The sequence below is a fragment of the Picosynechococcus sp. NKBG15041c genome, assembly GCF_055380235.1.
In genome coordinates this window covers 542,007-565,032 of record NZ_AP040363.1, presented here as the reverse complement: position 1 = coordinate 565,032, position 23,026 = coordinate 542,007, and the positions used below count along the sequence as shown (strand labels likewise).

Annotated in this window: 26 protein-coding genes and 1 riboswitch; of the genes, 12 read left to right on the top strand and 14 right to left on the bottom strand. The window is 48.6% G+C overall.

Annotated elements, in window-relative coordinates:
- Positions 1–49: 49 nt before the first annotated feature.
- The 3 genes from ACZ45B_RS02775 to ACZ45B_RS02765 all read right to left on the bottom strand — a co-directional run bounded on the left by ACZ45B_RS02775 (position 50) and on the right by ACZ45B_RS02765 (position 1,777).
- Positions 50–271, bottom strand: a complete 222-nt coding sequence (locus ACZ45B_RS02775) for a hypothetical protein (RefSeq protein WP_024544918.1) — start codon at positions 269–271, stop codon at positions 50–52.
- 110 nt (positions 272–381) lie between these two features.
- The gene (locus tag ACZ45B_RS02770) at positions 382–750 is read right to left on the bottom strand and encodes a hypothetical protein (protein ID WP_024544917.1); all 369 of its coding nucleotides are present in this window, start codon (positions 748–750) and stop codon (positions 382–384) included.
- Positions 751–802: 52 nt separating this feature from the next.
- Positions 803–1,777 (bottom strand): aldo/keto reductase, encoded by a 975-nt coding sequence (locus tag ACZ45B_RS02765; protein WP_029681655.1) that lies wholly within the window; start codon positions 1,775–1,777, stop codon positions 803–805.
- Between the two features lie 404 nt (positions 1,778–2,181).
- Between ACZ45B_RS02765 and ACZ45B_RS02760 the strand changes: the two genes are divergently transcribed.
- The 9 genes from ACZ45B_RS02760 (at position 2,182) to psb29 (ending at position 9,283) form a co-directional block, all read left to right on the top strand.
- Positions 2,182–2,634 (top strand): ATP synthase subunit I, encoded by a 453-nt coding sequence (locus tag ACZ45B_RS02760; RefSeq protein ID WP_024544915.1) that lies wholly within the window; start codon positions 2,182–2,184, stop codon positions 2,632–2,634.
- A gap of 54 nt (positions 2,635–2,688) precedes the next feature.
- Complete coding sequence (gene atpB, locus ACZ45B_RS02755; RefSeq protein WP_201766566.1) at positions 2,689–3,429, top strand: F0F1 ATP synthase subunit A; 741 nt, start codon at positions 2,689–2,691, stop codon at positions 3,427–3,429.
- 164 nt (positions 3,430–3,593) lie between these two features.
- Positions 3,594–3,839, top strand: coding sequence for an ATP synthase F0 subunit C (gene atpE / locus ACZ45B_RS02750; protein ID WP_024544913.1), 246 nt, complete (start codon positions 3,594–3,596; stop codon positions 3,837–3,839).
- A gap of 154 nt (positions 3,840–3,993) precedes the next feature.
- Positions 3,994–4,479, top strand: coding sequence for a F0F1 ATP synthase subunit B' (locus ACZ45B_RS02745; RefSeq protein ID WP_024544912.1), 486 nt, complete (start codon positions 3,994–3,996; stop codon positions 4,477–4,479).
- 133 nt (positions 4,480–4,612) lie between these two features.
- On the top strand, positions 4,613–5,140 hold the full coding sequence (locus ACZ45B_RS02740) for a F0F1 ATP synthase subunit B (RefSeq protein ID WP_024544911.1): 528 nt from the start codon (positions 4,613–4,615) through the stop codon (positions 5,138–5,140).
- Positions 5,137–5,694, top strand: coding sequence for an ATP synthase F1 subunit delta (gene atpH, locus ACZ45B_RS02735; RefSeq protein WP_024544910.1), 558 nt, complete (start codon positions 5,137–5,139; stop codon positions 5,692–5,694). Before ACZ45B_RS02740 ends, atpH begins: the two co-directional genes overlap by 4 nt.
- 102 nt (positions 5,695–5,796) lie before the next feature.
- Positions 5,797–7,314 (top strand): F0F1 ATP synthase subunit alpha, encoded by a 1,518-nt coding sequence (gene atpA / locus ACZ45B_RS02730; protein ID WP_024544909.1) that lies wholly within the window; start codon positions 5,797–5,799, stop codon positions 7,312–7,314.
- A gap of 83 nt (positions 7,315–7,397) precedes the next feature.
- The gene (locus tag ACZ45B_RS02725; RefSeq protein WP_024544908.1) at positions 7,398–8,342 is read left to right on the top strand and encodes a F0F1 ATP synthase subunit gamma; all 945 of its coding nucleotides are present in this window, start codon (positions 7,398–7,400) and stop codon (positions 8,340–8,342) included.
- Positions 8,343–8,548: 206 nt separating this feature from the next.
- Complete coding sequence (psb29, locus tag ACZ45B_RS02720; protein WP_096416523.1) at positions 8,549–9,283, top strand: photosystem II biogenesis protein Psp29; 735 nt, start codon at positions 8,549–8,551, stop codon at positions 9,281–9,283.
- Between the two features lie 47 nt (positions 9,284–9,330).
- Here psb29 and ACZ45B_RS02715 read toward each other — a convergent pair whose 3' ends face one another.
- Entirely contained in the window at positions 9,331–9,807 is a 477-nt protein-coding gene (locus tag ACZ45B_RS02715) for a hypothetical protein (protein ID WP_201766565.1), read from the bottom strand.
- Here ACZ45B_RS02715 and ACZ45B_RS02710 point away from each other — a divergent pair.
- Positions 9,806–9,934: a hypothetical protein gene (locus ACZ45B_RS02710; protein ID WP_255325987.1), complete on the top strand. Its 129-nt coding sequence runs from the start codon at positions 9,806–9,808 to the stop codon at positions 9,932–9,934. The genes ACZ45B_RS02715 and ACZ45B_RS02710 overlap by 2 nt on opposite strands.
- Before the next feature lie 69 nt (positions 9,935–10,003).
- Here the strand turns inward: ACZ45B_RS02710 and ACZ45B_RS02705 are convergent, their stop codons facing one another.
- From ACZ45B_RS02705 to ACZ45B_RS02665, 9 genes are all read right to left on the bottom strand, one after another.
- Entirely contained in the window at positions 10,004–10,480 is a 477-nt protein-coding gene (locus ACZ45B_RS02705; RefSeq protein ID WP_024544906.1) for an AAC(3)-I family aminoglycoside N-acetyltransferase, read from the bottom strand.
- Positions 10,481–10,540: 60 nt separating this feature from the next.
- Complete coding sequence (locus ACZ45B_RS02700) at positions 10,541–11,134, bottom strand: GNAT family N-acetyltransferase (RefSeq protein WP_024544905.1); 594 nt, start codon at positions 11,132–11,134, stop codon at positions 10,541–10,543.
- A 96-nt stretch (positions 11,135–11,230) separates the two neighbouring features.
- On the bottom strand, positions 11,231–11,920 hold the full coding sequence (locus tag ACZ45B_RS02695; RefSeq protein ID WP_024544904.1) for a CTP synthase C-terminal region-related (seleno)protein: 690 nt from the start codon (positions 11,918–11,920) through the stop codon (positions 11,231–11,233).
- A gap of 487 nt (positions 11,921–12,407) precedes the next feature.
- Positions 12,408–12,905 (bottom strand): GNAT family N-acetyltransferase, encoded by a 498-nt coding sequence (locus ACZ45B_RS02690; protein WP_024544903.1) that lies wholly within the window; start codon positions 12,903–12,905, stop codon positions 12,408–12,410.
- Positions 12,906–13,222: 317 nt separating this feature from the next.
- Positions 13,223–13,831, bottom strand: a complete 609-nt coding sequence (locus ACZ45B_RS02685; RefSeq protein WP_024544902.1) for a transglutaminase-like domain-containing protein — start codon at positions 13,829–13,831, stop codon at positions 13,223–13,225.
- A 62-nt stretch (positions 13,832–13,893) separates the two neighbouring features.
- Complete coding sequence (locus tag ACZ45B_RS02680; protein WP_024544901.1) at positions 13,894–14,946, bottom strand: iron ABC transporter permease; 1,053 nt, start codon at positions 14,944–14,946, stop codon at positions 13,894–13,896.
- Entirely contained in the window at positions 14,943–16,157 is a 1,215-nt protein-coding gene (locus tag ACZ45B_RS02675) for an ABC transporter substrate-binding protein (RefSeq protein ID WP_024544900.1), read from the bottom strand. Before ACZ45B_RS02675 ends, ACZ45B_RS02680 begins: the two co-directional genes overlap by 4 nt.
- Before the next feature lie 8 nt (positions 16,158–16,165).
- The gene (locus ACZ45B_RS02670) at positions 16,166–16,933 is read right to left on the bottom strand and encodes a phosphodiesterase (protein WP_024544899.1); all 768 of its coding nucleotides are present in this window, start codon (positions 16,931–16,933) and stop codon (positions 16,166–16,168) included.
- Positions 16,934–16,975: 42 nt separating this feature from the next.
- A complete protein-coding gene (locus tag ACZ45B_RS02665; RefSeq protein ID WP_024544898.1) occupies positions 16,976–18,958 on the bottom strand; it encodes a TonB-dependent receptor in 1,983 nt (660 codons plus the stop codon).
- Positions 18,959–19,101: 143 nt separating this feature from the next.
- On the opposite strand from ACZ45B_RS02665, the gene ACZ45B_RS02660 reads away from it, so the two are divergent.
- On the top strand, positions 19,102–19,296 hold the full coding sequence (locus ACZ45B_RS02660; RefSeq protein ID WP_024544897.1) for a hypothetical protein: 195 nt from the start codon (positions 19,102–19,104) through the stop codon (positions 19,294–19,296).
- A riboswitch (cobalamin riboswitch) is annotated at positions 19,261–19,406 on the bottom strand. Its footprint overlaps the gene before it by 36 nt.
- A 56-nt stretch (positions 19,407–19,462) precedes the next feature.
- On the opposite strand, the gene ACZ45B_RS02655 is transcribed toward ACZ45B_RS02660, so the two are convergent.
- Complete coding sequence (locus tag ACZ45B_RS02655) at positions 19,463–20,617, bottom strand: D-alanine--D-alanine ligase family protein (RefSeq protein ID WP_024544896.1); 1,155 nt, start codon at positions 20,615–20,617, stop codon at positions 19,463–19,465.
- A gap of 100 nt (positions 20,618–20,717) precedes the next feature.
- On the opposite strand from ACZ45B_RS02655, the gene ACZ45B_RS02650 reads away from it, so the two are divergent.
- The gene (locus ACZ45B_RS02650; RefSeq protein WP_024544895.1) at positions 20,718–22,907 is read left to right on the top strand and encodes a ComEC/Rec2 family competence protein; all 2,190 of its coding nucleotides are present in this window, start codon (positions 20,718–20,720) and stop codon (positions 22,905–22,907) included.
- Positions 22,908–23,026 lie beyond the last annotated feature (119 nt).

Sequence of the window (23,026 nt, the reverse complement as noted above, 5' to 3'; positions counted from 1 at the left end):
GACATGGATAATGACCCCTCATTTTTTATGGAGCTTATTCAGGGGTCCCCTATTCTTCTGCATCCTCTGGATAGCGGGCTTCGTAGGCTGATCGCTCGGTGTCGTCAACCAAATGCTTGAGGGCATCAAGGCGGGAGTTGAGTAGTCGTTGGGCAACGGTGGCGGCGTCCCCTTCTTTGATGTCCATGGTGGCGAGGTCATCAAACAGTTTTTGGTAGCACTGGCTTAGCTCGTGGTGGAGGCGAAAGCGAATTTCGGAAGTATCACGCATGGGCTCAGGTTGAATCGAAATGGAGCAACAGTCTTTTTCATAGCATGGCCCTGATCCGGGATTGTGGGCCGGTAATATATGTTGATATTGCAGGGGGGGTGGCCGCAATTTCAAGGGACTCTTTCTAGCATTTCCCCAGGACACCAGTCGGTAAAACCATCGACGGTAAAGACAACGTAATAAGTCCCATAGGCTTCCCAATAATCTACGACTTTCCCTTGTTTTTGTTCTGGATCTTGGCGGCGCTGTACCCGGCAACCGGGGGGAAATATTTGGGCGATCGCCACATCTTTCCAGCGTTTCAGTTCGAGGATGTGTTGCTGCTCAGCCTCAGAGAGCAATTTCCAGGCCGCCGCTTTAAAGCTTGGGTAACTTTGGGTCAGGGTTTCTACCGCCTGCCAGGTTTGCGCCTGGGCCAAGTATTCCGCCAGTTGCTCAGGGGATTCGATGGGCGGGGCGGCGCTAGGGGAAATGGTCATGACAATTCAGAAAAAATCAATCAATAAAATTGAACTTGAAACGAGCCGAGCTTTAGCGGGATTGAAAGGGATTTTGCACCATGGTTTTCGTGGCTTTGGCGGCGGCTCGATCGAGGGCTTCTACCTCTGCTGGCGCAAGCTGCCAGCCTAAAGCTCCGGCATTTTCTTCGGCCTGGGCCAGATTTTTTGCCCCGGGAATGGGGATTGTCCCTTTACAGATGCACCAGTTCAAGGCGATCTGGGCCATGGTTTTTTGGTGAATGCTCATCAATTCAGTCAGACAGCCTTGTAATTCCTCCATATTGGGCAAGATTTGCTTAAATACTCGTCGTCTGAGGCCTTTGGGCAAAGGTTTATCAAGGCTGTATTTTCCCGTGAGCAGGCCGAGGGCGAGGGGGCTGTAGGCGATCAGTTGAATGCCCAATTCGTCACACACCGCCTTCACGTCATATTTCAGCACGGGATCCGTTGAAAGCAACGAGTATTGCACCTGCAGGGTCCGAATCGGCACACCCCACTCCTCGAACCAGCGGTGGACTTTGCGGAGGCGATCGCCTCCATAGTTCGATAAGCCGACCCCTTTCACTAAGCCCGCGCCATAAAGTTCTGCTAAACCCCGCAATAGGTTTTTTTCCTGCCAAGGGGCATAGTTCGCCGTCGACCAATGCATTTGCACCAGATCCACTGGACGCTGTAGACGCTCTGAAGAGGCTCTATAGGCTCGTTTCATCGCTCCTGCCGTGAGGCGCCAGGGATAGGGAGCCAACTTGGTTGCGAGGATGATTTTTGCTTGGTTTGGCCCTTGATAGGCTTGGGAAAATTCCCCGAGAAGACTTTCACTGCGACCACTCAGCCGCCCCGTACCATAGGAATCCCCCGTATCAAAAAGGGTAATTCCTTGGGCAACGCAGAAATCAAACACCTGCTGGAGTTCTTGATCCATCACCGGATCGTAACCCCAGAGGAGGCGATTACCCCAGGCCCAGGTGCCACAACCCATAGCTGGCAGGGAGAGTTGGTCGATCATCAGTATTCGTTCAAGTAAATGTTTTCGGTGTTTTTAAAAGTAATGGGCTTAACGGCGCAGAAAAATTTGCCAGCAGACCAATAGGGTAACCCCAAAATAGCCGGCGATCGCCACCCAGTCCAAAATTGACGTATCGATCAATATTTTTCCTCCCAGTGCAATGGTGTGGTGTGCCCCAAAGGCGATCGCACCTTAACTAAAATAGCTCAGTTTTGTCCCAAAACGATTGTCCTCCAAGGGTTTCAATCCTCTCAAAAATCCCTTGACCTGAGCCGCTGTACTTTTTTAAGGTTTGTGACGATGGCGTGATATGATTGCACGTGGTTTGTACTGTTTCCCTTGTACAAAGCAACATTGACAGTCAAATACATTGATCAATTTTTTGATCATTTAACCTGCTGAGCGTGAATTCATCTGAGTCTCAAAGCCAACCAGAATCTCCTAAGCTCTCTGATACAACTTCAGGCAGTGAGGGAACACCGGCAAGTGCCGCCGCAATGGACGAGTATTATCAGCTCAAACGGTCCATTTTTTTTGTGACTCTTGCCATCAGTGGGGCGATCGCCCTGATGGTTTGGTACTTTTATTCTGCCCAAACCGCCGTGAGTTATCTCATTGGTGCTGGCGTCGGAATAATTTATTTGAGAATGCTGGCAAAAAGCGTAGAAAAAATCAGTAGCGCCAATCCCAGGACCGGTTCCGGCCGATTAGCCCTCTTTGTAGGCCTAATCGTGATCGCCACCCAACTGGAGCAACTAGAAGTTCTACCCGCTTTTCTGGGGTTTCTCACCTACAAGCTTGCCATCCTCGTCTACGTTCTGCCTAATAGCTTATTGCTCTCTGGGCGATCGTCGTAGAATCGCGCCCTAGCCTCTGACTGTCCAGCGAAAGAACCGGGGAAAGATCATCAAATGGAAATGCTTAATAGTTTAACTACATTTAGTTTATTTCCCCTTGCTGAACTCGAAGTCGGCAAACATTTCTATTGGGAACTCGGTGGCCTGAAGGTCCACGGCCAAGTACTCATGACCTCTTGGTTCGTGATTGCTGTGCTCCTTTTTGCCTCTCTCCTGGCAACCCGCAATGTTCAGCGCATCCCCAGCGGTTTCCAAAACTTCATGGAATACGCGCTCGAATTCATTCGCGACCTGGTGAAAAACCAACTGGGAGAAAAAGAATATCGTCCCTGGGTGCCTTTTATTGGCACATTGTTCCTCTTCATCTTCGTTGCCAACTGGTCCGGTGCCCTCGTGCCCTGGAAAATCATTGGCCTCCCCGAAGGTGAACTGGCTGCTCCCACGAACGATATCAACACCACCGTTGCCCTAGCCCTGTTGACTTCCTTGGCATATTTCTATGCTGGGTTCAGAAAGCGTGGAATTGGTTACCTGAAAAAATATTTGGAACCAACCCCCATCCTCCTGCCGATTAACATCCTGGAAGATTTCACCAAACCTCTCTCCCTGAGCTTCCGTCTTTTCGGAAACATCCTCGCGGACGAACTAGTGGTTGGTGTTTTGGTATTCTTGGTTCCCCTGATTATTCCCTTACCCCTGATGGCACTCGGTTTATTTGCCAGTGCGATCCAAGCGTTGATCTTTTCTACCCTTGCTGCGGCGTATATCGCTGAAGCCATGGAAGGTCATCACTAGGGGAAGCTTTTAAATCTTCAGGATTATTGATATGTGCCTCCGGGCTCACTAGAAATTTCAAGTTTGTTTGTGTTTCTGGTCACTTTTTCTGTTAATTTTTTTGACGGGGATCTGTTTTAGAGACCTGTTTATACCCACTTCAATAACATCGAAAGGAAAAAATTATGGATTCTTTAACTTCTGCTGCTTCTGTTATTGCTGCTGCTCTTGCGGTAGGTCTTGCGGCGATCGGCCCCGGTATTGGTCAAGGTAATGCGGCTGGTAGTGCGGCTGAAGGGATTGCGCGTCAACCCGAAGCTGAAGGTAAAATTCGTGGCACACTCCTCCTCAGCTTGGCTTTTATGGAAGCTTTAACCATCTACGGTCTTGTTGTTGCTCTCGTTCTTTTGTTCGCAAACCCCTTTGCATAAGAAGACACTGGACTGGGTTTAGGCCATTGAGTTAGGGTTTGTTTTTCAAAAGCTGCTTAATGGCCTAGGCCCGGTCCCTTAGTGAGACGATGGGGCAAATTGCCCTAGATGTATAAACTCTATGAGACCCAAACACGGTGGGGTCAATTGATAAATGACACACTGGACAATTGTTTTAGCAACTGAAGCAGTCGAGAAAACCGCTGAGGGTGGTCTTTTTGATTTTGACGCAACGCTCCCGGTGATGGCCATTCAGTTTTTGGTCTTGGCAGCGTTGTTAAATAAGCTTTTTTATAAGCCTATTGGTCAGGCAATTGACGACCGTTCTGACTATATCCGCACCAATCTGGTAGACGCCAAAGAGCGTCAACAGAAGGCGGAAGACTTGGCAGTTCAATATGAGCAAGAACTCCGCAATGTGCGCCGGGAAGCTCAGAATGTGATTGCTGCAGCTCAGGCTGAAGCCCAAAAAGTGGTGGCAGACGAAATCAAGTCGGCCCAAGCTGAGGCCTTGGCAGAGCGGGAAAAGGCTGCCCTGGAGATCGAGGCACAGCGGGAATCTGCGTTCAAGTCCCTTGAGCAACAGGTGGATTCTCTCAGCCAGGCGATCGCCTCCAAACTAGTTGGGGCAAAGCTTTAGGGTAGTGCGGTTTTCGCTGCCTAGATGGGAACTCTTGAAGATTTCAAGTTTTTATATCTTTAAAAATTAAAGAGTCAACCATTTATTTAGATGTATACACCATAAGCAAATAGCGCTGGGGTAGATCGATATCATGGGAATTATTTCCTACCTTGCCACCGCATCGGAGGGTGGTTTTCATTTAAACTTCGACATTTTAGAAACAAACATTATCAACCTTGCGATCATCATTGGGGTTCTGTACGTCTATGGGAGCAAGTTTATTGGCAACGTTTTGGAGACGCGCAAGAGCAAAATTGTCGCCGATCTAAAAGATGCCGAAAGCCGCGCTAAAGCAGCCCAAGAAGCACTGACAAAAGCCCAAAAAGACCTCGAGCAAGCCCAAGCTCAGGCCGTGACTATTCGCGAGGAAGCTAAGGTAGCCGCCGAAAAGACCAAGCAGGAAATTTTGGCAAAAGGTCGCGAGGAAGTTGAAAAACTCAAAGCCTCTGCCGTCAAAGAACTCAGTACAGAACAAACTAAGGTGATCACCGAGCTCAAGCGACGGGTTGCCGAACTTGCTCTGGCAAAAGTAGAAGCTCAACTGCGGTCTAATTTAGATGAGTCTGCTCAAGCTAAGTTAGTTGATCGCAGCATTGCACAATTGGGAGGTGGCGCATGAAGGGTAACGCAATGATCGCTCAAGTCGTTGAGCCCTATGCTGGCGCGCTGATGACCCTTGCCCAGGACACAAACAAAGTTGAGGTGTTTGCCGAAAATGCCCGGGCTTTGTTAGCAATCCTCCAGGAATCAGCCGATTTCCGGTCTTTTGTGATGAATCCTCTGGTGAAAGCCGAGGAGAAAAAGAGCGTCCTCCAAGCGGTTTGTGGCAAAGATGTGGATAATTATTTCCTCAGCTTCTTGCTGCTTCTTGTTGATCGTCGCCGGATCACCTTCTTGGATGGAATTTGTGAAGGGTTCATCGCACTCCAACGGAAACTCAACAATGTCGTTCTTGCTGACGTAACGAGTGCCCAAGCCCTCTCTGCGGATCAAGAGGCGGCGATCGCTGACCAGGTCAAACAGATGACCGGAGCTAGTGCCGTTGAATTAAACATTACTACCAATGCCGACCTCATCGGTGGGGTGGTAATTAAGGTCGGATCCAAAGTCTTTGATGCCAGCTTACGGGGTCAACTCCGTCGGATTAGCATGGACCTCCTAGGCTCAAATTAAGCTGCGTTAGTACTTCTTGACCAGTTTTTCATGCCGACCACTTAATTTTGAAAGTGTCTCAATAGACTGTCCTTAGAATTAACCTTATTTAACAGTACAGACATGATTAGTATCAGACCCGACGAAATCAGTAGCATTATTCGTCAGCAAATTGAGTCTTACGACCAAAAAGTTCAAGTCGATAACGTCGGTACCGTCCTCCAAGTGGGTGATGGCATTGCGCGGATCTATGGTCTTGAACAAGCAATGTCCGGTGAACTCCTTGAGTTCGAAGATGGCACTGTTGGGATCGCTCTCAACCTTGAAGAAGATAACGTTGGTGCCGTACTTATGGGTGACGGTCGCGATATCCAAGAAGGTAGTAGCGTAAAAGCCACTGGCCGGATTGCTGAAATCCCTGTGGGTGAGGCAATTGTAGGTCGCGTTGTCGATGCTTTGGCTCGTCCCCTCGATGGTAAAGGTGACATCGCCGCCACCGATAGCCGTCTGATCGAATTCATGGCCCCCGGGATTATCGCCCGTCGTTCTGTCCATGAACCGATGCAGACTGGGATCACGGCGATCGACGCAATGATTCCCGTTGGTCGGGGTCAGCGTGAGTTGATTATTGGTGACCGTCAAACGGGTAAAACCGCCGTTGCGGTAGACACCATCATTAACCAAAAAGGCGAAGACGTAATCTGTGTCTACGTGGCGATCGGCCAAAAGGCTTCCACTGTCGCTCAGGTTGTCACCACCCTCGAATCGAAAGGGGCTATGGACTACACCGTTGTTGTTGCTGCAAATGCGAACGACCCGGCTACTCTCCAGTACCTCGCACCTTACACTGGGGCGGCGATCGCCGAGTACTTCATGTACCAAGGCAAAGCAACCCTCGTTGTGTACGATGACCTTTCTAAGCAAGCCCAGGCTTACCGCCAAATGTCCCTGCTGCTCCGTCGTCCCCCCGGTCGTGAAGCTTATCCCGGTGATGTTTTCTACTTGCACTCTCGCCTCCTAGAGCGGGCGGCTAAACTCAGCGATGAACTCGGTGGCGGTAGTATGACGGCTCTGCCGATCATCGAAACCCAAGCCGGTGACGTCTCTGCTTACATTCCTACCAACGTAATTTCTATTACCGACGGTCAGATCTTCCTGTCCTCTGACCTATTTAATGCGGGTTTCCGTCCGGCGATCAATGCGGGTATCTCTGTATCCCGGGTCGGTTCTGCGGCGCAAACTAAAGCAATGAAGAAAGTTGCCGGTAAACTCAAGCTGGAGTTGGCTCAGTTCGCAGAACTCGAAGCCTTCGCCCAGTTTGCTTCTGACCTAGATGCAGCGACCCAAAACCAACTGGCTCGGGGTCAGCGTCTGCGCCAGATCCTCAAGCAAGCTCAAAATTCGCCTCTGTCCGTCGCTGAACAGGTGGCAATTGTATATGCTGGCTTGAATGGCTACTTGGATGAAATCCCCGTCGATCGCGTGGTTGAGTTCACCACTGGCCTCCGTCAGTACCTCGCCACCAGCAAGGCCCGTTACGGCGAAATCATCGGTAATGACAAAGCATTGACCGATGAGGCAGAAACCCTCCTCAAAGAGGCGATCGCCGAACACAAGCAAAGCTTTGGCGCTGCGGCCTAAGCAGATTATCTGTCGCCTGGGGCCAAAGATGAACATCATCAAGGCTTACGGGCGACCCAGAATCGAACTAAGGGATATTACTCATGCCAAACCTAAAGGGGATTCGCGACCGGATTCAATCGGTCAAAAATACCAAGAAAATTACCGAAGCGATGCGTCTGGTGGCCGCAGCAAAAGTACGCCGCGCCCAAGAACAGGTAACCTCCACCCGTCCCTTTGCTAATACCCTCTTGCAGGTGCTCTATGGCCTCAAGAGCCGTTTACGTCTCGAGGAAGCAGATCTGCCCCTCCTGAAGCAACGGGAAGTGAAATGTGTGGGTTTGTTGGTTATCACCGGCGATCGCGGCCTTTGTGGTGGCTACAATGCCAACATTATCCGCAAGGCAGAACAGAGAGCCAAGGAATTAGCAGCGGCTGGCATCGACTATAAGTTTGTGCTGGTGGGTCGTAAAGCGGTGCAATATTTCCAAAATCGCCAAGCCCCCATCGCTAAGTCCTACTCCGGTTTAGAACAAATTCCCTCGGCAGCGGAAGCTTCTGACATTGCCGATGAACTGCTCTCTTTGTTCCTCGCAGAAGAGGTAGACAAAATCGAATTGATCTACACTCGCTTTGTGTCTTTGATTAGCTCTCAGCCCGTAATCCAGACGCTTTTACCGTTGGTTCCCGAAGCTTTAACGAATCCAGACGATGAAACCTTTAACCTAATCACCCGGGGCGGTAAGTTCCAGGTGGAGCGGGAAAAAGTTTCGACCGAAGTGAAGGAACTACCGGCAGACATGATCTTTGAGCAAGATCCGAAGGATATTCTCAATGCTCTGCTGCCTTTGTACCTCAGTAACCAGTTACTCCGGGCCCTCCAAGAGGGAGCGGCCAGCGAATTAGCAGCGCGGATGACGGCGATGAACAACGCCAGTGATAACGCTTCTGAACTGATGAAAACCCTGACTTTGTCCTACAACAAGGCACGTCAGGCGGCTATTACCCAGGAACTGCTAGAGGTGGTTGCAGGGGCTAATGCCCTCTAATCTTGGTGACTTCGGGCCCAGGTTTATGGGCCAATCAAGATTGGTCGTTTTTAAAATCAAAGAGTGGTACTTGGGTGCCGCTCTTTTTTTGTGCACAGTAATTACGGAAATAAATCAAGGGGGCGATCGCCCAACGTCATTACCTTGGCAAACGCCTCTGAAAACGTCAGAATAGAATATTGAAATGTCAATCGTGGGTCCTATTTGTGAGTCAAGTTCGCACCGTTTCCGATACGAAGCGTGATTTTTATACGTATCATACCCGGCCAATCAATTCGATTTTTCGGCGGGTGGTTGAAGAATTATTAGTGGAAATGCATTTACTGTCAGTTAATGCAGACTTTCGCTACGACCCTTTCTATGCGTTGGGAGTCGTCACTTCCTTCGAACGGTTTATGCAGGGGTATCGCCCGGAAGCGGATAAGGACTCGATTTTCCAGAGTATGTGCCAGGCTGTCGGTGATACGGCAGAACACTACAAACAGGATGCGATCGCCCTCCTGGAACTGGCCAAGCGTTGTTCTGGCACGCAACTGATTGACTGTTTTCGCCAGGATGTTCCCCCAGAAGGCGCCCAGGAGCTGTGGGAAAAAATTGAGGCGATCGCCAAAAACAAAAACTTTAAATATAGTCGTCTTTTTGCCATCGGAATATATACTTTTCTCGGCGAATCAGAACCTCAACTGCTCGAAGACTCCGAAAAACGCGACGAAATGTTGACGACCGTCACCACAGGCTTAAATTTGCCCGCGGAAAAAATGCAAAAAGACCTCGATCTGTATCGCAGTAACCTAGAGAAAATGAATCAGGTCCTCGCCGTACTCGAAGATGCCCTGCTAGCAGAACGCAAACGTCGGGAAAAAGAAGAAGCAGAAGCACAGGCAAAAGTCGCAGCTTCTATAGAGTCACCCGAAACTACCGAATCTAGTGCAGATGCCTAGGGGGTCGTACCCACGAAACTTGAACTTCTGAAAAAACACCTTGAAATTCAGGATTTTTGCTGGGCCTTATGGGGTAAAAACTGAAAGTCAAGGTGTTCTTTTATGGGGATTTGGGGGGTCGAGATTTCACCCTGTTCCACGAAGTCAGCATTGTCTGCCTCCTGGATGAAAAATTCACCAAAATTTTGTTGTTGTAATTGGACATCATGAAACTCTAAACGTCCTGAAACTCGGCGACTTGTGCCTTCTGTTGGTAGAGCTTCAGCGGTTGTAATGACCCAAATACGGCCCGTCGAATCTTCGAGCTCATAGGCCCCTTGGTTAAGGAGAGGTACACGCTGTCGCACAATGCCCTCAACCTGTACTTCTACGCCGGGCTCTAGGGTCTGTAAGGCGCTGATCGTCTGGTCCTCCTCCTGAGAAAGCACTGTCCAGGGATTACAACCAATCAGATTCACTGCAATCAAACTACTGAGAAACCACCGACTTGCTTTAAAGGCGATCGCCATAGACCCTACAACCATGAGTTCAGCACAATATTCAAAAAGCACCTCCAGTGTACTTGATTCCCTAGGAGCCGCCAAAAATCGCAATGCTTCCGTGATGCTTGAGGTAAGGCGATCGTCTTATTCATCTGTGATGACCCCTTAACGCAGCGCTCTGCGGTCAATTTTCCGCTACGCTCCGAATTTGAATTTCCGAATCATCCAACAACAGTGGCTAGGTATTTTTGTGGCCACCCTCAACTGCAATATCGAAGTGAAATACATCCTCAATGGTCCCCAACTTTGAATACAACTCTATAGCGGGTTGATCCTCTACGCCTTTATCAGCTTGAACATAAATCACATATGCGCCGCGTGCAGCACCGATAACTTTTAGCTCCTGAATAAGAGCCGTGGCAATCCCTTGCCTGCGATGGGTCGAAACGACTGCGAGATCATAGATATAAATTTCGCTTCTCTGCTGCTCAAATTTCTTTAGTTCATACGCGGCGATCGCACCTACAACTTCTTGCCCATCAACAGCAGCTAATGCAATGAAGCTGGATGTACCAAGCAATGTTTGAAGGTAGCTTGATGATGGCTTGTTGCTGGAATAACTCCCTGCGTCATCGAATACCACACCAAACATTGCATTGATAGACTGCAACAAGGCAACGTCATTTTCAGTAAGGTGGATAATCTGAACTGACACTCGCGCGCTCCTGATTTTTTACATTCTGGTTTATCTGTTATGAGCAAATGTTTGTGCTCACTAAACCATGGGCGGTTTTTCAGCTAGGCCAAAGTCAAGTGGAAAAGCTACATAGATCAAATGATCAACCCACTGCTTATTCTCATAAAAAAATCCACATCGTATACATTCTTTTTGCATTCCCACACTCTCGGCAAGCGCGATTGACGGTGTATTATCCAAATTGATTGCGGCTTCAATCCGATGATAGCTTAATTCTTCAAACCCAGCGATTAATGCAGCATAAACCGCTTCTTTAGCGAATCCTTGACGGTGATATTGATTGTGAATTCCATATCCTAAATTCGCCCATTGATTCTCTTCTCGTCGAATTGTAGATAAGTCAACATACCCTAGGTGTTGTCCTGTCTCTCGCAAAAAAATTGCAAAGATATAGGCTCGATCCATTATTGCTTGTTGTTGATGGCGCTGGCACAATGCCGCAAACCAATCTAAATCACAACCCTCTAAATCAACAAGCCCTTCATCATATTGATATTGACTAGGCAAACGACCTGAAAATCCTGCATACCATGCTTCATAATCATTAGGTTTTTGAGGACGAAGAATCAAGCGTTCAGTTGAGAGAGTCAGATCCCAAGAAATTTTGTCCATGTTTAACAGCAACAAACAATGAATCTTAGCAAGGCAATTCGGTTTTTTATCTAGACAGGGGAGCTTAAAATGACGCACTAACCACTTGAACTTGCATCAATAGTTAAAAACTGCTTTCAAAAATGCAGTCACTAAGGGATGTGGAGCTTCAGGAGTTGATTGTGCTTGAGGTACAAATAACGTTCCAATAAAAAATGGATGAGAAGGAAGCTCGATCACTCGCACTTCCCCCTCACTATCTGAACCTGTAATATTTAAAGAATTACTCTTCAATAGTGGAATGAACTCAGGGTTGACGCCAAAATTGCAATAGTATCGCTCGACTGCGTTTAATGCTCCATAAATAGTTGCAATTTGTGACTCTGCTATAAAGTTTAACGTCATTTCTCGTCCAGCTAATGAGCAGTCAAGCTGAGAAATAAATAGTTTAGAGGCATAGGGATCATACTCTGCATGTTGAGCATCTTCGAATCCCAGAATGTTGCGGGCATACTCAATAATGAAGTGCTGAAATCCACCACAAGTTCCGAAACAAGGAATACCATTCTCACGAGCATACTGAATTGCCCATAAAGTCTTTTCCATACTTTTATAAGGACTACCAGGGGCAACCCAAATTCCAGAATAAATATCAAACAACGAATCACTAATATCGTCGGTTGAAACCCAATCCCCGTCAATATCGATTGATAATAATGAGCAAGAATGTTGGATCGCTGTAGTTGTAAAAATATGGGGTTTAAATGTTGGAGTATATTCTCCTAAAAGTGCGATTTTTTTCTTCATTTTTCTTCTGTAATTTAATTTTAGAGCTTAAATCTGAAATTAAAAATCTAGTCAATAAATCTATTTTTTCACCTTTCATCTCCATTTTTTTAAAATTCCCGATCAATGATTGTCGAAAATTTCATTGCCCTACGAAGACTTTAGATTAATTTACTAAATCAGAATTGTCATACATTTACTATAATAGTTTGATGTTTTACTATTTTATTGGACATCAACGCTCTTTTCGAGGGGGTTTATGCTGCATTAAAAGGCGAAAAATATCTTCTTCCGGCATATGTTTGGCTTATGAATATGAAATGATAGAATGCCACTTAAATTCATACATTTTATTCAAAATCTCTGGCTTTTCTTCACGGCTTTTGACTGCAACTAACGTTGAATCATGAAGTTCTTTCTAACTCTTCTTCGAGATTGAGTACCAAGATGAACTCAGTATGCCCAGGCGATCGCCTTATTCAGGCGTTTTTTGACCTGTGATAACCCGTTAAGCTCCAGTTGCCCCCGTGATAGAGCACGAGAAGATAACCTTCGCATCACCTTTGTCATAAAAATCTGGGATACGCCCACACTCTTTATATCCGAGCTTGAGGTAGAACTGCCGAGCTCTTGCTAGGGGCGCCTGATCGCTTGTCTCGATAACAATGATGCGAACCCCTGATGCTATAGCCGCTTGTTTAACATGCGCAAGAAGTGCCTGGCCGACGCCCATGCCATGATGACTTGGACTGACGCCGATCCACCACACATTCCATACTTTCTCTGCATACGGGTCTGGCGCAAAATATGACCAACCAACTACCGGGCTTCCGTATGATTCACGACATGAGACAGCAGTGTGACCGCTGGGCAAGTCACCCGCAGTCAAGGAATCTAATACTCTTCCCAAAAGTCCTTCTGCGTCTTCAGGAGTGAATAGTCCTGTGCTCACGGCCAAGTCAAGTAATGCCTGCCTCTCATGTTTTTGAACGGGTGCGATGATCACTGGCTTCCCCCTAATATGAATGCAGCCTAATTAAGTAATTATAGAGATGCTTTTCACATAATATTCTCTCTGTTATTTTTATATAGAATATTTCTGGATAAACACCCGAAATGAGATATTTTCTAGGCATAATCTGTACAGTGCTTTTATGAAGATATACAGATTTTTAAGCTCTATATGGCAGCATCCCCATCAGGTAAGTTGTTAAATGCAGTACGTGAGGTTATCCATCTCAACGACATTTTTATGGCACTAAACAGCCATGTGAGACAAGAAAATATGAATATTTTTCGACACCATCTATCACTAAGCTTGGATTAATGATCGAGTGCCAGACCATAGCTATTTGCAGAGGCTAGGGTTACATCTGGAAGTCTCTGAAGCATCCCATCCCAAGTTGTTTGGGCTTGCAATGCCTCAACCACAATTGGCAGTGGCTCAGGAAGAATTGCCCGAAAATCTGCCTCTTCAGGAAATTGAATCTTAAACGCTAACTGTTCCTGAGGGGGAGAAAATTGAGCGTTAACTCCTTCTTTGTTGCCCCTTGCATCAACACGATACCAACCTATTTCAGGTAAATAGATTGCATTGAAACCATGTAGGCAATAAGGGGCGCCTTGATCATCGATGCTCAAGCGCTGATAACAAAACCCTGCGGGAATCTGGTTTGCCCGCAATAAGGCCGCCAACAAATGGCTCTTAGCATAGCAATAACCTGTTTTATGTCTAAGAACATCAGAAGCGCGACAAGTCACAGGGTTCATCTGGTAATCAAAGCTGTGACAAATTTCATCTCGTACCCACTCAAAACATTCCTTGGCGATCGCTGTTGAGCTTTGGTGGCCTGATGCAATTTTTTGTGCAAGGTTAACAATTTCAGGATGTTGACAATCAATAACCTGACTGGCTCTTAAATATTCTTCCATGGTGATTCGAAAATGCAGATAAACAATTTGAAAGCTTCGATCTGCCGTGCACCTCGCCGCAGTTAAGAATGCCGGCGTAAAATTAAAATAATAATAATTGGAGCACCAAACATCGCTGTAACCGCATTTAGGGGCAAAGTCAGTTCGCTGCCCGGCAATTGCACGATGATATCGGCTAAAAGTGCCAAACTCGCCCCCAAAAGAGTTACCGCTGGAACCAATAGACGATGGTCAACGGTTTTCAGTAAGCCTCGACAAAGGTGCGGCACAGCAATCCCGATAAAGGAAATAGGGCCACAAAAAGCAGTGACAGAACCTGCCAGCAGCGCTGTACTAGCAATAATTTGGCGACGAGTTGCCCGGAGATTGAGGCCCACACTCTCGGCGTATTGTTTGCCTAATAGGAGAGCATTGAGGGGTTTCGCTTGGAAAAATGCCAGTAAGCCACCAGCAAGAATGAGGGTAATAAAAATAGGTAACTGTTCCCGGTGGATTGCCGCGAAACTGCCGAATGTCCAACTGAGATAGAGGCGCAGGGCTTCAGCAGGACTGAAGTGCAACAGAAGGGTCACTAAAGCATTGCTCACATAGCCCAACATCAGCCCCAAAATTAGTAAGGTGCTGTTGTGGGGGACGCGTCGGGCGATCGCCAAAATTAATAAAAAAACAGCAACGGCCCCGAGACTGGCAGCCATGGCCACGCTCAACGTGCCGAGCACACCGCCCATAAACCCCGTCCCCAGCAGGACGATCGCCACCCCCAAACTCGCACCAGAGTTGATCCCCAGTACAAAGGGGCCGGCGAGGGGATTGTTAAACAGGGTTTGCATCTGGAGGCCACTGATACTCAGGGCGGCCCCCGCAAAGGTCGCGGCGATCGCCCGCGGTAAACGCAGTTGCCAAACGATATTGGCCCAAACCGGATTATCGACGGGGCGGCCTAGGGCGATCGCCAACAGTTGATCCCAGGGAATTGTCGTCGAACCCAGCCCTAAATTCAGAAAAAACAAGCCCCCCCAGACCAGCCCCAACACCAGCAGCAAAGAGGGCGATCGCCACCGCACAGTGGGCCACGGCAAAAAGGTTAAAGGGGTAGTGGAGTAGGGAATTTTCACTGAGGATCTTGCAGATGTTGGTAATAGAAAAGTTCGTGGTCGGGCAATACATCAGGGTGGGCAATTTTGATCACATCGGCGAGGATCACATCCGGATTTAACACGCCCCCTTCCCAAAAATCATTCCCCCCCCCGGGGGCGACCCGCTTGTTGGCAGCATAGACCTGTTGATTTTGTACCGCTGTAAATAGGTCATAGCGGCGGTCTTCTTGGAAAATATCGGCGGTACTCTGCCAAGCGGGATTTACGTTTAGCCAAAGATCGGCGTCCTGGGCTCGATTTAACACCGCTTCTAAATCGAGGGGTAAACTGAGGCGAGCCGTTGTCGCATCCCAGGGATAGTTCACATTAGCATCCCGAAACAGTTGGGCCACATAGCTTTCACCCCCAGGCACGTACCAGACCCCTTGGTAGGGGGAACCACTCAGCACCGTGGGAATGGCTTCTAAATCTCGGACTTGATCCATCAGGGCTTCGTAACGGTTGGCGATCGCCCCAAAAATGTCGTTAGCTGCGGCCTCTTTATTGAACAGCAGAGCTGTAAATTTAAGCCATTCCGCCCGGCCCAAAGGTGTTGGTTCCAGGTGGGCCGCATCTAGCACCACCGTTAACCCCAAGGCATCGAGGGCCGCTGTATTGTTCCCTTCACTGGTATCAAGGCGATAATTTAAAACCACATCGGGCTGGAGCGTGAGGAGTTTTTCTCGGTCAAGTTCTAAATTGCCCACTTCTTGGATTTCACCCGCTTCAATGGCGGCGCGAATTTCGGGGCTGTAAATGAGCTGGCGATCGCCTACCCCAAGTAACTGTGATTGATAGTCCAGTACCTCCAGATGGGGTAAATAGGTCGTCGAAAGGGCAACGATGCGCTGGACGGGCACTTCGACAATGGTGGCCTCTGGGTAATCTTCGGGAATGGGTGTGCCGCACTGGACGAAAACATAGGTCAAATCCTGCTGGGCTGTTTCCCAAGGTTGGCGCACGGTCACCACTTTGTAATGGTTGTGATAAGTCACCTGGAACCCCGCCGCAAATTCTGGCGCCACTTTCTCCGGGAAATAATCAACCGCCGGATCATAATTTTCGACACAGGCCGCCGTTGCAGTTGGGATTTCTACCGTTTGTTGGGTCGGGCCACAACTCACTAGCCATAGGGATAAACCCAAGCCCAGGAGGGGAAAGGAGCGGTATAGAAACAAAGGAAGGGGCATTTTTTCTCCTACAAAAACCACGGGATTCGTTGCACAGTTGTGGCAAAGCGGCCATCGTCGTGGAGGTCAAATAAACGGAAGCCCGGCTGCTCCCACCGTTGGCGATCGCCTTCTTTTAATTCCTGATTCGGGGGTGTCACCTGGGTGCAAGTAGAGGGCGTCCCAAAGCAGGGAATTCCCCCTTGGGTAACGCTATATTCCAAGTGCACATGGCCAAAGAAAACGGTTTTCACCTGGGGATGCTGTTGGACAACTTGCCAAAATTCGCCGCAGTTGGTCACGTTAATTTGGTCGAGCCAATCAATTCCTGCCGGTACCACATGGTGATGTAAGGCGATCGCCACCGGCAAATTTTGATGCTGCTCTAATTGGGCGGCCAACCAAGCCAATTGCTGGGCGCTTAAAAAGCCTTCGCCATATTCTGGGTTTTCGTGGTGCGAATCCAACAGCAGCAATTGCCACTGGCCTAGGGAAATGCTCCTTTCCACTGAAAGATAATCCCCCTGCAAAATCCCGGCCATCACCTCTGGATCATCATGGTTTCCCGGCAGCCAATAGCTGGGAATCTGGGTCGTTTCAACCAGATCCCGCAACCGCTCGTAGGCGATCGCCTCGCCGTCGTGGGCCAGATCCCCCGTCAAAATGAGCCGATCTGGCTTATGCCGCAGCACCGCCGCCAACACCGCCTGAAAAGACGAATCGGTTTTGACGCCGCGCATTTCTGCCCCCGGGCGATCGAGGAGATGGGTATCGGTAATTTGGGCGATTCTGACCATAGAAAATTGGGGGTTAAATGGCAGGGAACTTCACAGGCAACATTAACGGAAGCGGGCATTCACGCCGATTTGGAAACGCCGTTCCACTCCAGGGTAGCCCGGGAAGGTTTCAAAATCTGCGTCAAATAAATTTTCCACACTCGCCGTCAGATTCACGGTTTCACTGAGGGGGTAGCGAGCCCGCAAATCCACATTGGTGTAGCCTTCAAGGGAGTTTGTATTGGCGTTATTTGTTAGGCGATCGCCCACCCGCTTCAGAAAAATTCCCGCGTAAATGCCCTGGGGATCTTCATAGGCCAGGCCAATATTGAAATAATCCGTCCCCGCAAAGGCGACCTCATTGCCAACGAATGCAGGATTAGTGTCGGCGAGAATTTTAGAGTTGTTCCAAGTGTAGTTAGCAAAAGCAGAAAGAGAAGGCGCCAGTTGGACGGTTAACTCTGCCTCTAAACCTTGATTCCGGGCTTTTTGAATATTTTGGGGGGTGAATGTGCCGAGGTCGAAAACAATGGCATCATCGAGGGTGTTATTAAAATAGGTCAGTCGCACCAGTGCCCGGTCAGAAAAACGGTGGTCAATGCCCAAGTCAAAACTATTGGCCGTTTCCGGGACTAAATCAGGATTACTAAACCCAGGGAAATATAGATCCACCGCCGTGGGGACGCGGAAATTGCGGGCATAATTACCCCGGATGCGGGTGGCTGTTCCTACTTGCCAGGCAAACCCGGCACTCGGAGACGTCACCGAACCATCCGCCAAACTATTAAAGTCTTGGCGTAGACCAAAATTGAGGGCAAATTCCGGGGAAACATCCCAGCCATAGCGCGCAAAAATCGCCCCCTGACTGAGGTTTTCGTCATAGCTAAAGCCAAAGACACCAGGATCTTCTGCTGTTGCGGTCAAATAGCGGTAATCCACGCCATAGGTGAGGTTTTGGGTCTCGCTTAGTTGCCAGTTATGCTGGATTTGTGTGCCAAAGGAACGGTTTTCATAGCGAGCATCGGTCGTCCCAAATTGATCATTGAAGAAACGAAAATCATTGAAATCTGCGAAAACCTTCGTTGTCAGCATTGAATCATCGCTATTGCCGAGGCGAGACTCTAAATCCAATGACAGTAGCCAATTGTTGTCGTATTGCGTCGCGTTAGGGCTAGGGAAAGTCACACTCCCCGGAATTTCGAGATCCTTGCTGCTATAGATACCGCTAAAGCGCAGTCGATGGCGATCGCCTAACTGGGTAATTGCCTGGAGGTTCACATTTTGAATATTACTAGCGGCATTATCTCGGATTCCCGCTAGACCACTGACCGGAATATCAAACTCAAAGTCATTATCTGCAGCCGTGCGGTCATAGGCAACGCGAACAGCCTGGGCCTCCGACCCAAAACTCACCCCGACCCGCTGGCGATTATAGCCAAAGCTCCCCAAATCAAGACCCGTTTCCACCACTACCGGTTGATTAAATTCCGGTTGCCGCGTGACGATGTTGATCACCCCGCCGATGGCATTGGAGCCAAATAGCGCCGAACCGCCCCCAGGGATGACCTCGATCCGCTCGACATTATCCGTTGTTAAAGTCGATAGATCGAAAGCACCAGAATCAAAACGGTTAATCGGTCTGCCATCAAGCAAAATCAGAGTTTGGGAAGAGTTGTTCGCCCCCCGCAAAATTTGAGAACTTTGGGCTCCCAAGCGGGATCCAGAGGTACTATCCGTAAAAATGCCAGGAAAATACCGCAAGGCTTCATTCACCGTGCGATAACCCTGGGCTTCGATCTGCTCACGGTTAATCACATAGGCGGCGCGGGTGGCATCTTTAACCGTTTCTTCACGGCGGGAAGGGCCATAAACCGTTTGATTTAAAAGCTGATCGATTACTGTCAACTCAAAATCAACGGTTTCTTGATCTTCAGTTTCTGAGTCTGCTTCAAGGTTGATTTCTGTTTGAGCAGCAGCGGCGATCGCGCCACAGAACAAGTAAAGAAAAACACAAGAAACGGTCTTAACAAAGGAAAATTGGGCCATTGAAGTAAGTTCAAAAAAATGTGAATTAGATGTAGCGATATTGACCGTTAATCGGCAGAATTCTCTGTAAAAAATCAAAGGAAAACTGCTACTGATTTAGGGTAATCAGTAAAAAATCTGTTTGATCAAAACCGATTAGGCCCGTGATTAATCACGAAGCTGCCGATGTAAAAATGGGCATTGTCTTAACAAAACTGGCGCTGGCTGTAGCGATATTGCAGTCTTGGCAAAGGAAATTGATCGCGGGCGAGAAAAAAAGAATTGAGGGTCAACATCCGTACCTCGCAGATGGTTTAAGTAATGTGTATTCTCTGGATTCGGCGGGCATTCTGACTTAGAAATTTTGCAAATTTCTTTACAGCTGCGGGACAGCGACGGATTTTCACCGTTCTTTCCCCATTACTTTTACCGGCTGGTCCCCGGTAAAACCGAACTGATTTTAATTATCAAGATTTAATTATATAGCAGGCGATCGCCCCCGCTGTAAATTTGTAAATTTATTTGTTAGGCGGCCAGCAATGCGGTGATATGGGGGATGATCTGGGCGTGGTTGGTGAACAAATAATCCAGGCGATCGCTAATCAGAGACAGAATCAAATCTTCATAGGTCATTTGCTGTTCTGAGAGCCCCTGGGCCACAAGACTAGTAACATTGGCCCCTGGTCGTTTGAGATCGGGCTTGGGGTTTGCTTCTAAAATTTGGATATTCCCCGTTCCATCCATCCGCGCGTCAATGCGAATGAGGGCATTTAAACTAAATTCCCAGTAGACTTGTTGCGCTAATTTCATTAACTTTTCTTTGGCTGGGTCACTGTCTTCTAAAAAGCGAATTCTTTGGCCGGTAATTGCTTTTTTATCCATGGAAGTAAAAATCTTTTCGTCTGGTTCCAAAAGTCGCTCTAAAACAGAAAATGTAAAAGGCGCGGCTAATTTTTCAAATTTGTCTTGGCGGTGACGCACATAGCCACAAACGGAGACACAAAACTCTCGCCCTGTCAGGAAAGGTTCAATTAAAGCGGTGTTGTGGGTCTGTTGATGGATGTTGGCGATCGCCTCACCGAGATCTTCAGGTTGGGCGATGAAATGAATATTTAAAGAAGCGCGACCCGAGACGGGCTTCACCAAAAAAGCCCCTTGATAATTTGTAAAAGTTTGCTGAAAACGAACATTATTTTTGGCGATAAATTTTCCCTGGGCGGGATGCCAAATCATAAAGGGAGCAGTGGGGAAGCCCAGCCCTTGTAACTCCCGTTTAAAGGCATGTTTATTATCTAAAATCGAGCTATTGAGGGGATTATGGCCGATGTAGGGAACCCCCAACATTTCTAGGATTGCCGGGGTATGGCAAACAGGATTGTAACCTTGCACCCCACCTGTATTGAGCCAAGCCAGGTGAATTTGCTTTTCTCGCAGGCGATCGCCCAAAGTTGCATCATCAGGTAAAACGCAAACCTGTTGGAAACCTAAATCTGTGAGAGCAGCAGCAATGTCCCGGGCAACTACTTCATAGGTTTTGGTGGAACGGGGATTGTGAGTCTGATAAATAACGGCCCCTTGAGCTGTTTTATCTCCCCCATAAATGACGGCAATTCTTAACTTTTTCTTGAGTATTTCAAGGTAGTTTGGTAGTTGACTGAAATCGTAAACAAATTCCATCATTAATGCAGTTTTTCCAACGATCCTGAATAGCTTTGTTATTTTAACTTAAGGGCATAAATGTTTTTGTGTTCAATCTTATACAGACTGCCTGCAACCAGCAATGACTTTCTACCGTGGTATTTTGCTTTGTCTAGGGTATATTTTGGGCCTTGGCTTAACCGGATTTTGGGGGCCATTAAATCCCAGGCCTGACGGATTGCAATGGGGGATGATGGTCAGTGCGATCGCCTTTGTCACAATGCTGGCAACGGTCTTTCTCCCCCGCTATTTCTGGCAACTGCCGCGTCGCTGGTGGCCCCTGTTTGGATTGGTGGTGCTTTTGGCGGTGGGCTATGGCCAAGTTCGTTTACCTCGCCCCGCCGCCAATGGTTTATTTGCCCTCACCCAAGCCCAGCCCAATTTATTACAAAGTCCCGTAGAAATTCGCGGCGAAATTTATCAAACAACCAACAGCGCTGACCCCCAGCACCAAAGGTTTTGGCTCCGCACAACCGAGGTGCGGCAAGGGCAAAATGTGGCGGCTCCAGCGGAAAATTTGTATGTCACCTTAACGGGGGATTTTCCGGCTTTGCACCGGGGCGATCGCCTCCAGCTCACGGGCCGCTTGTATGCCCCCCGACCACCCCAAAATCGGTTTGCCTTCAGCTTTCCCGATTACCTGCGCCAACGCAATACTTTCTTGGGTTTTAGTGCCTGGGAAGCAGATTTACAGCGACGCGATCGCCCAATTTCTGACCGGATTCGCCAACGGATTCAACGGAGTCACGGGCAATTTTTAGCAGAGCGCCCGGCCAGTTTGCTTAGTTCCATGGTGCTGGGGCGACAGGCGGCTAATTTGGATCGCGAGATCTATGACCTCTGGGTGAAGGCAGGCTTAGCCTATACGGTGGCGGCGTCAGGATTCCATGTGTCCCTGCTGTTGGGATTGGTGTTATGGCTCCTGCGCGATCGCGCGGTCAAAATTCAGTTTGCTGTTGCCGCAGGTGTTCTCCTGGGTTACGTGCTGCTGACGGGGTTACAACCTTCTATTCTGCGGGCGGCCCTGATGGGCATGGGCGGTCTGGTGGCCCTGTTGCTCGATCGCCAAGTGAAACCCATCAGTTTGTTACTGGTAACGGCGACGGTGTTGCTGCTGATCAATCCTTTGTGGCTTTGGGATTTGGGCTTTCAACTGAGTTTTTTGGCAACCTTTGGCCTGTTTACGACCCTCGAACCCATTCAGAAAAAACTGGACTTCCTGCCGCTCAATGTGGCCACGGCGATCGCCATTCCCATCGCCGCCAGCCTCTGGACGTTGCCCCTGTTGGCCTATCAGTTCAATGTGATCGCCAGCTATTCAGTGTTTACAAGTATTGTGCTGTCCCCGGCGATCGCCCTGGTGAGTTTAGGGGGGATGATTAGTGGATTTTTGGGCCTATTGAGTCCCCAGTTGGGCGGGGCGATCGCCTACATTTTGGTTTGGCCCCTAGGGGGAATGATTTGGCTGGTAGAACGGGTGGTGGCGTTACCGGGGGCGCAGATGACAGTGGCGGCCCTCCATTGGTCTCAGTTGCTGGTTTTCTATGGGGTGATGCTGCTGATTTGGCGGACGAAATGGGCCCAGAAACGTTTTGTTTTTCTCAGTGCGAGCTTGCTGACGCTGTTTATCGTGCTGCTCATTTATCGCCATTTCAATACGACCCAGGTGACGATTTTTAGCGATCGCCAAACCCCGGTGATTGTCGCCCAGGCTCGCGGCAAAACGGTCGTGATCAATGGCGGCTCTAGTGATTTTTGGGACTATAATCTCGTGCCCTTTCTGCGACGTAACGGAATTAGTCAAATCGAAGCCCTGGTGAACTTTACAGCGACAGATCAAGAGTTGCCAGAGACGCCCCAGACATTCCCAATTCAGAAGTCTTTCACCCTTGAGCCGGAAATCAACCCAGAGGCGATCGCCCTCCGCCCCCTCGAACCCCAACGCATCGGGGCGATCGACCTACAACTGCTCCAAGAGAATGTACATTTGCTGGAAATTCGGCTCCAGGGACAATCTTTTTATCTTTTGGCGAAACAAAATCCAGAAGCAGATTTTATTGCCCAGTGGAACCCTGGGATTCTCATCGCCCAACCATCAGACCTCGACGCGAAAATTTGGCAGACCCTCCGGCCCCAGCGGGCGATCGCCATCGGTTCCCCCCAAGGGCATTTTTTAGCCCCCAATGCGATCGTCCATTGGACCGCTACCGAGGGAACCCTCCAGTGGACTCCCCAGCGGGGCTTAAGCAGCCTGGCGCCGACTAATTTCTAGGCCCAAAGCCCTTACCTGAGGCCGTTTATAGCCTCTAGATTGTGATAGAATTAGAGTCTGAATTCACGAAAAAAAACCCAGCAAAAAGAGGAAATAGCGTTTCTAAATGCTTCTTTTGC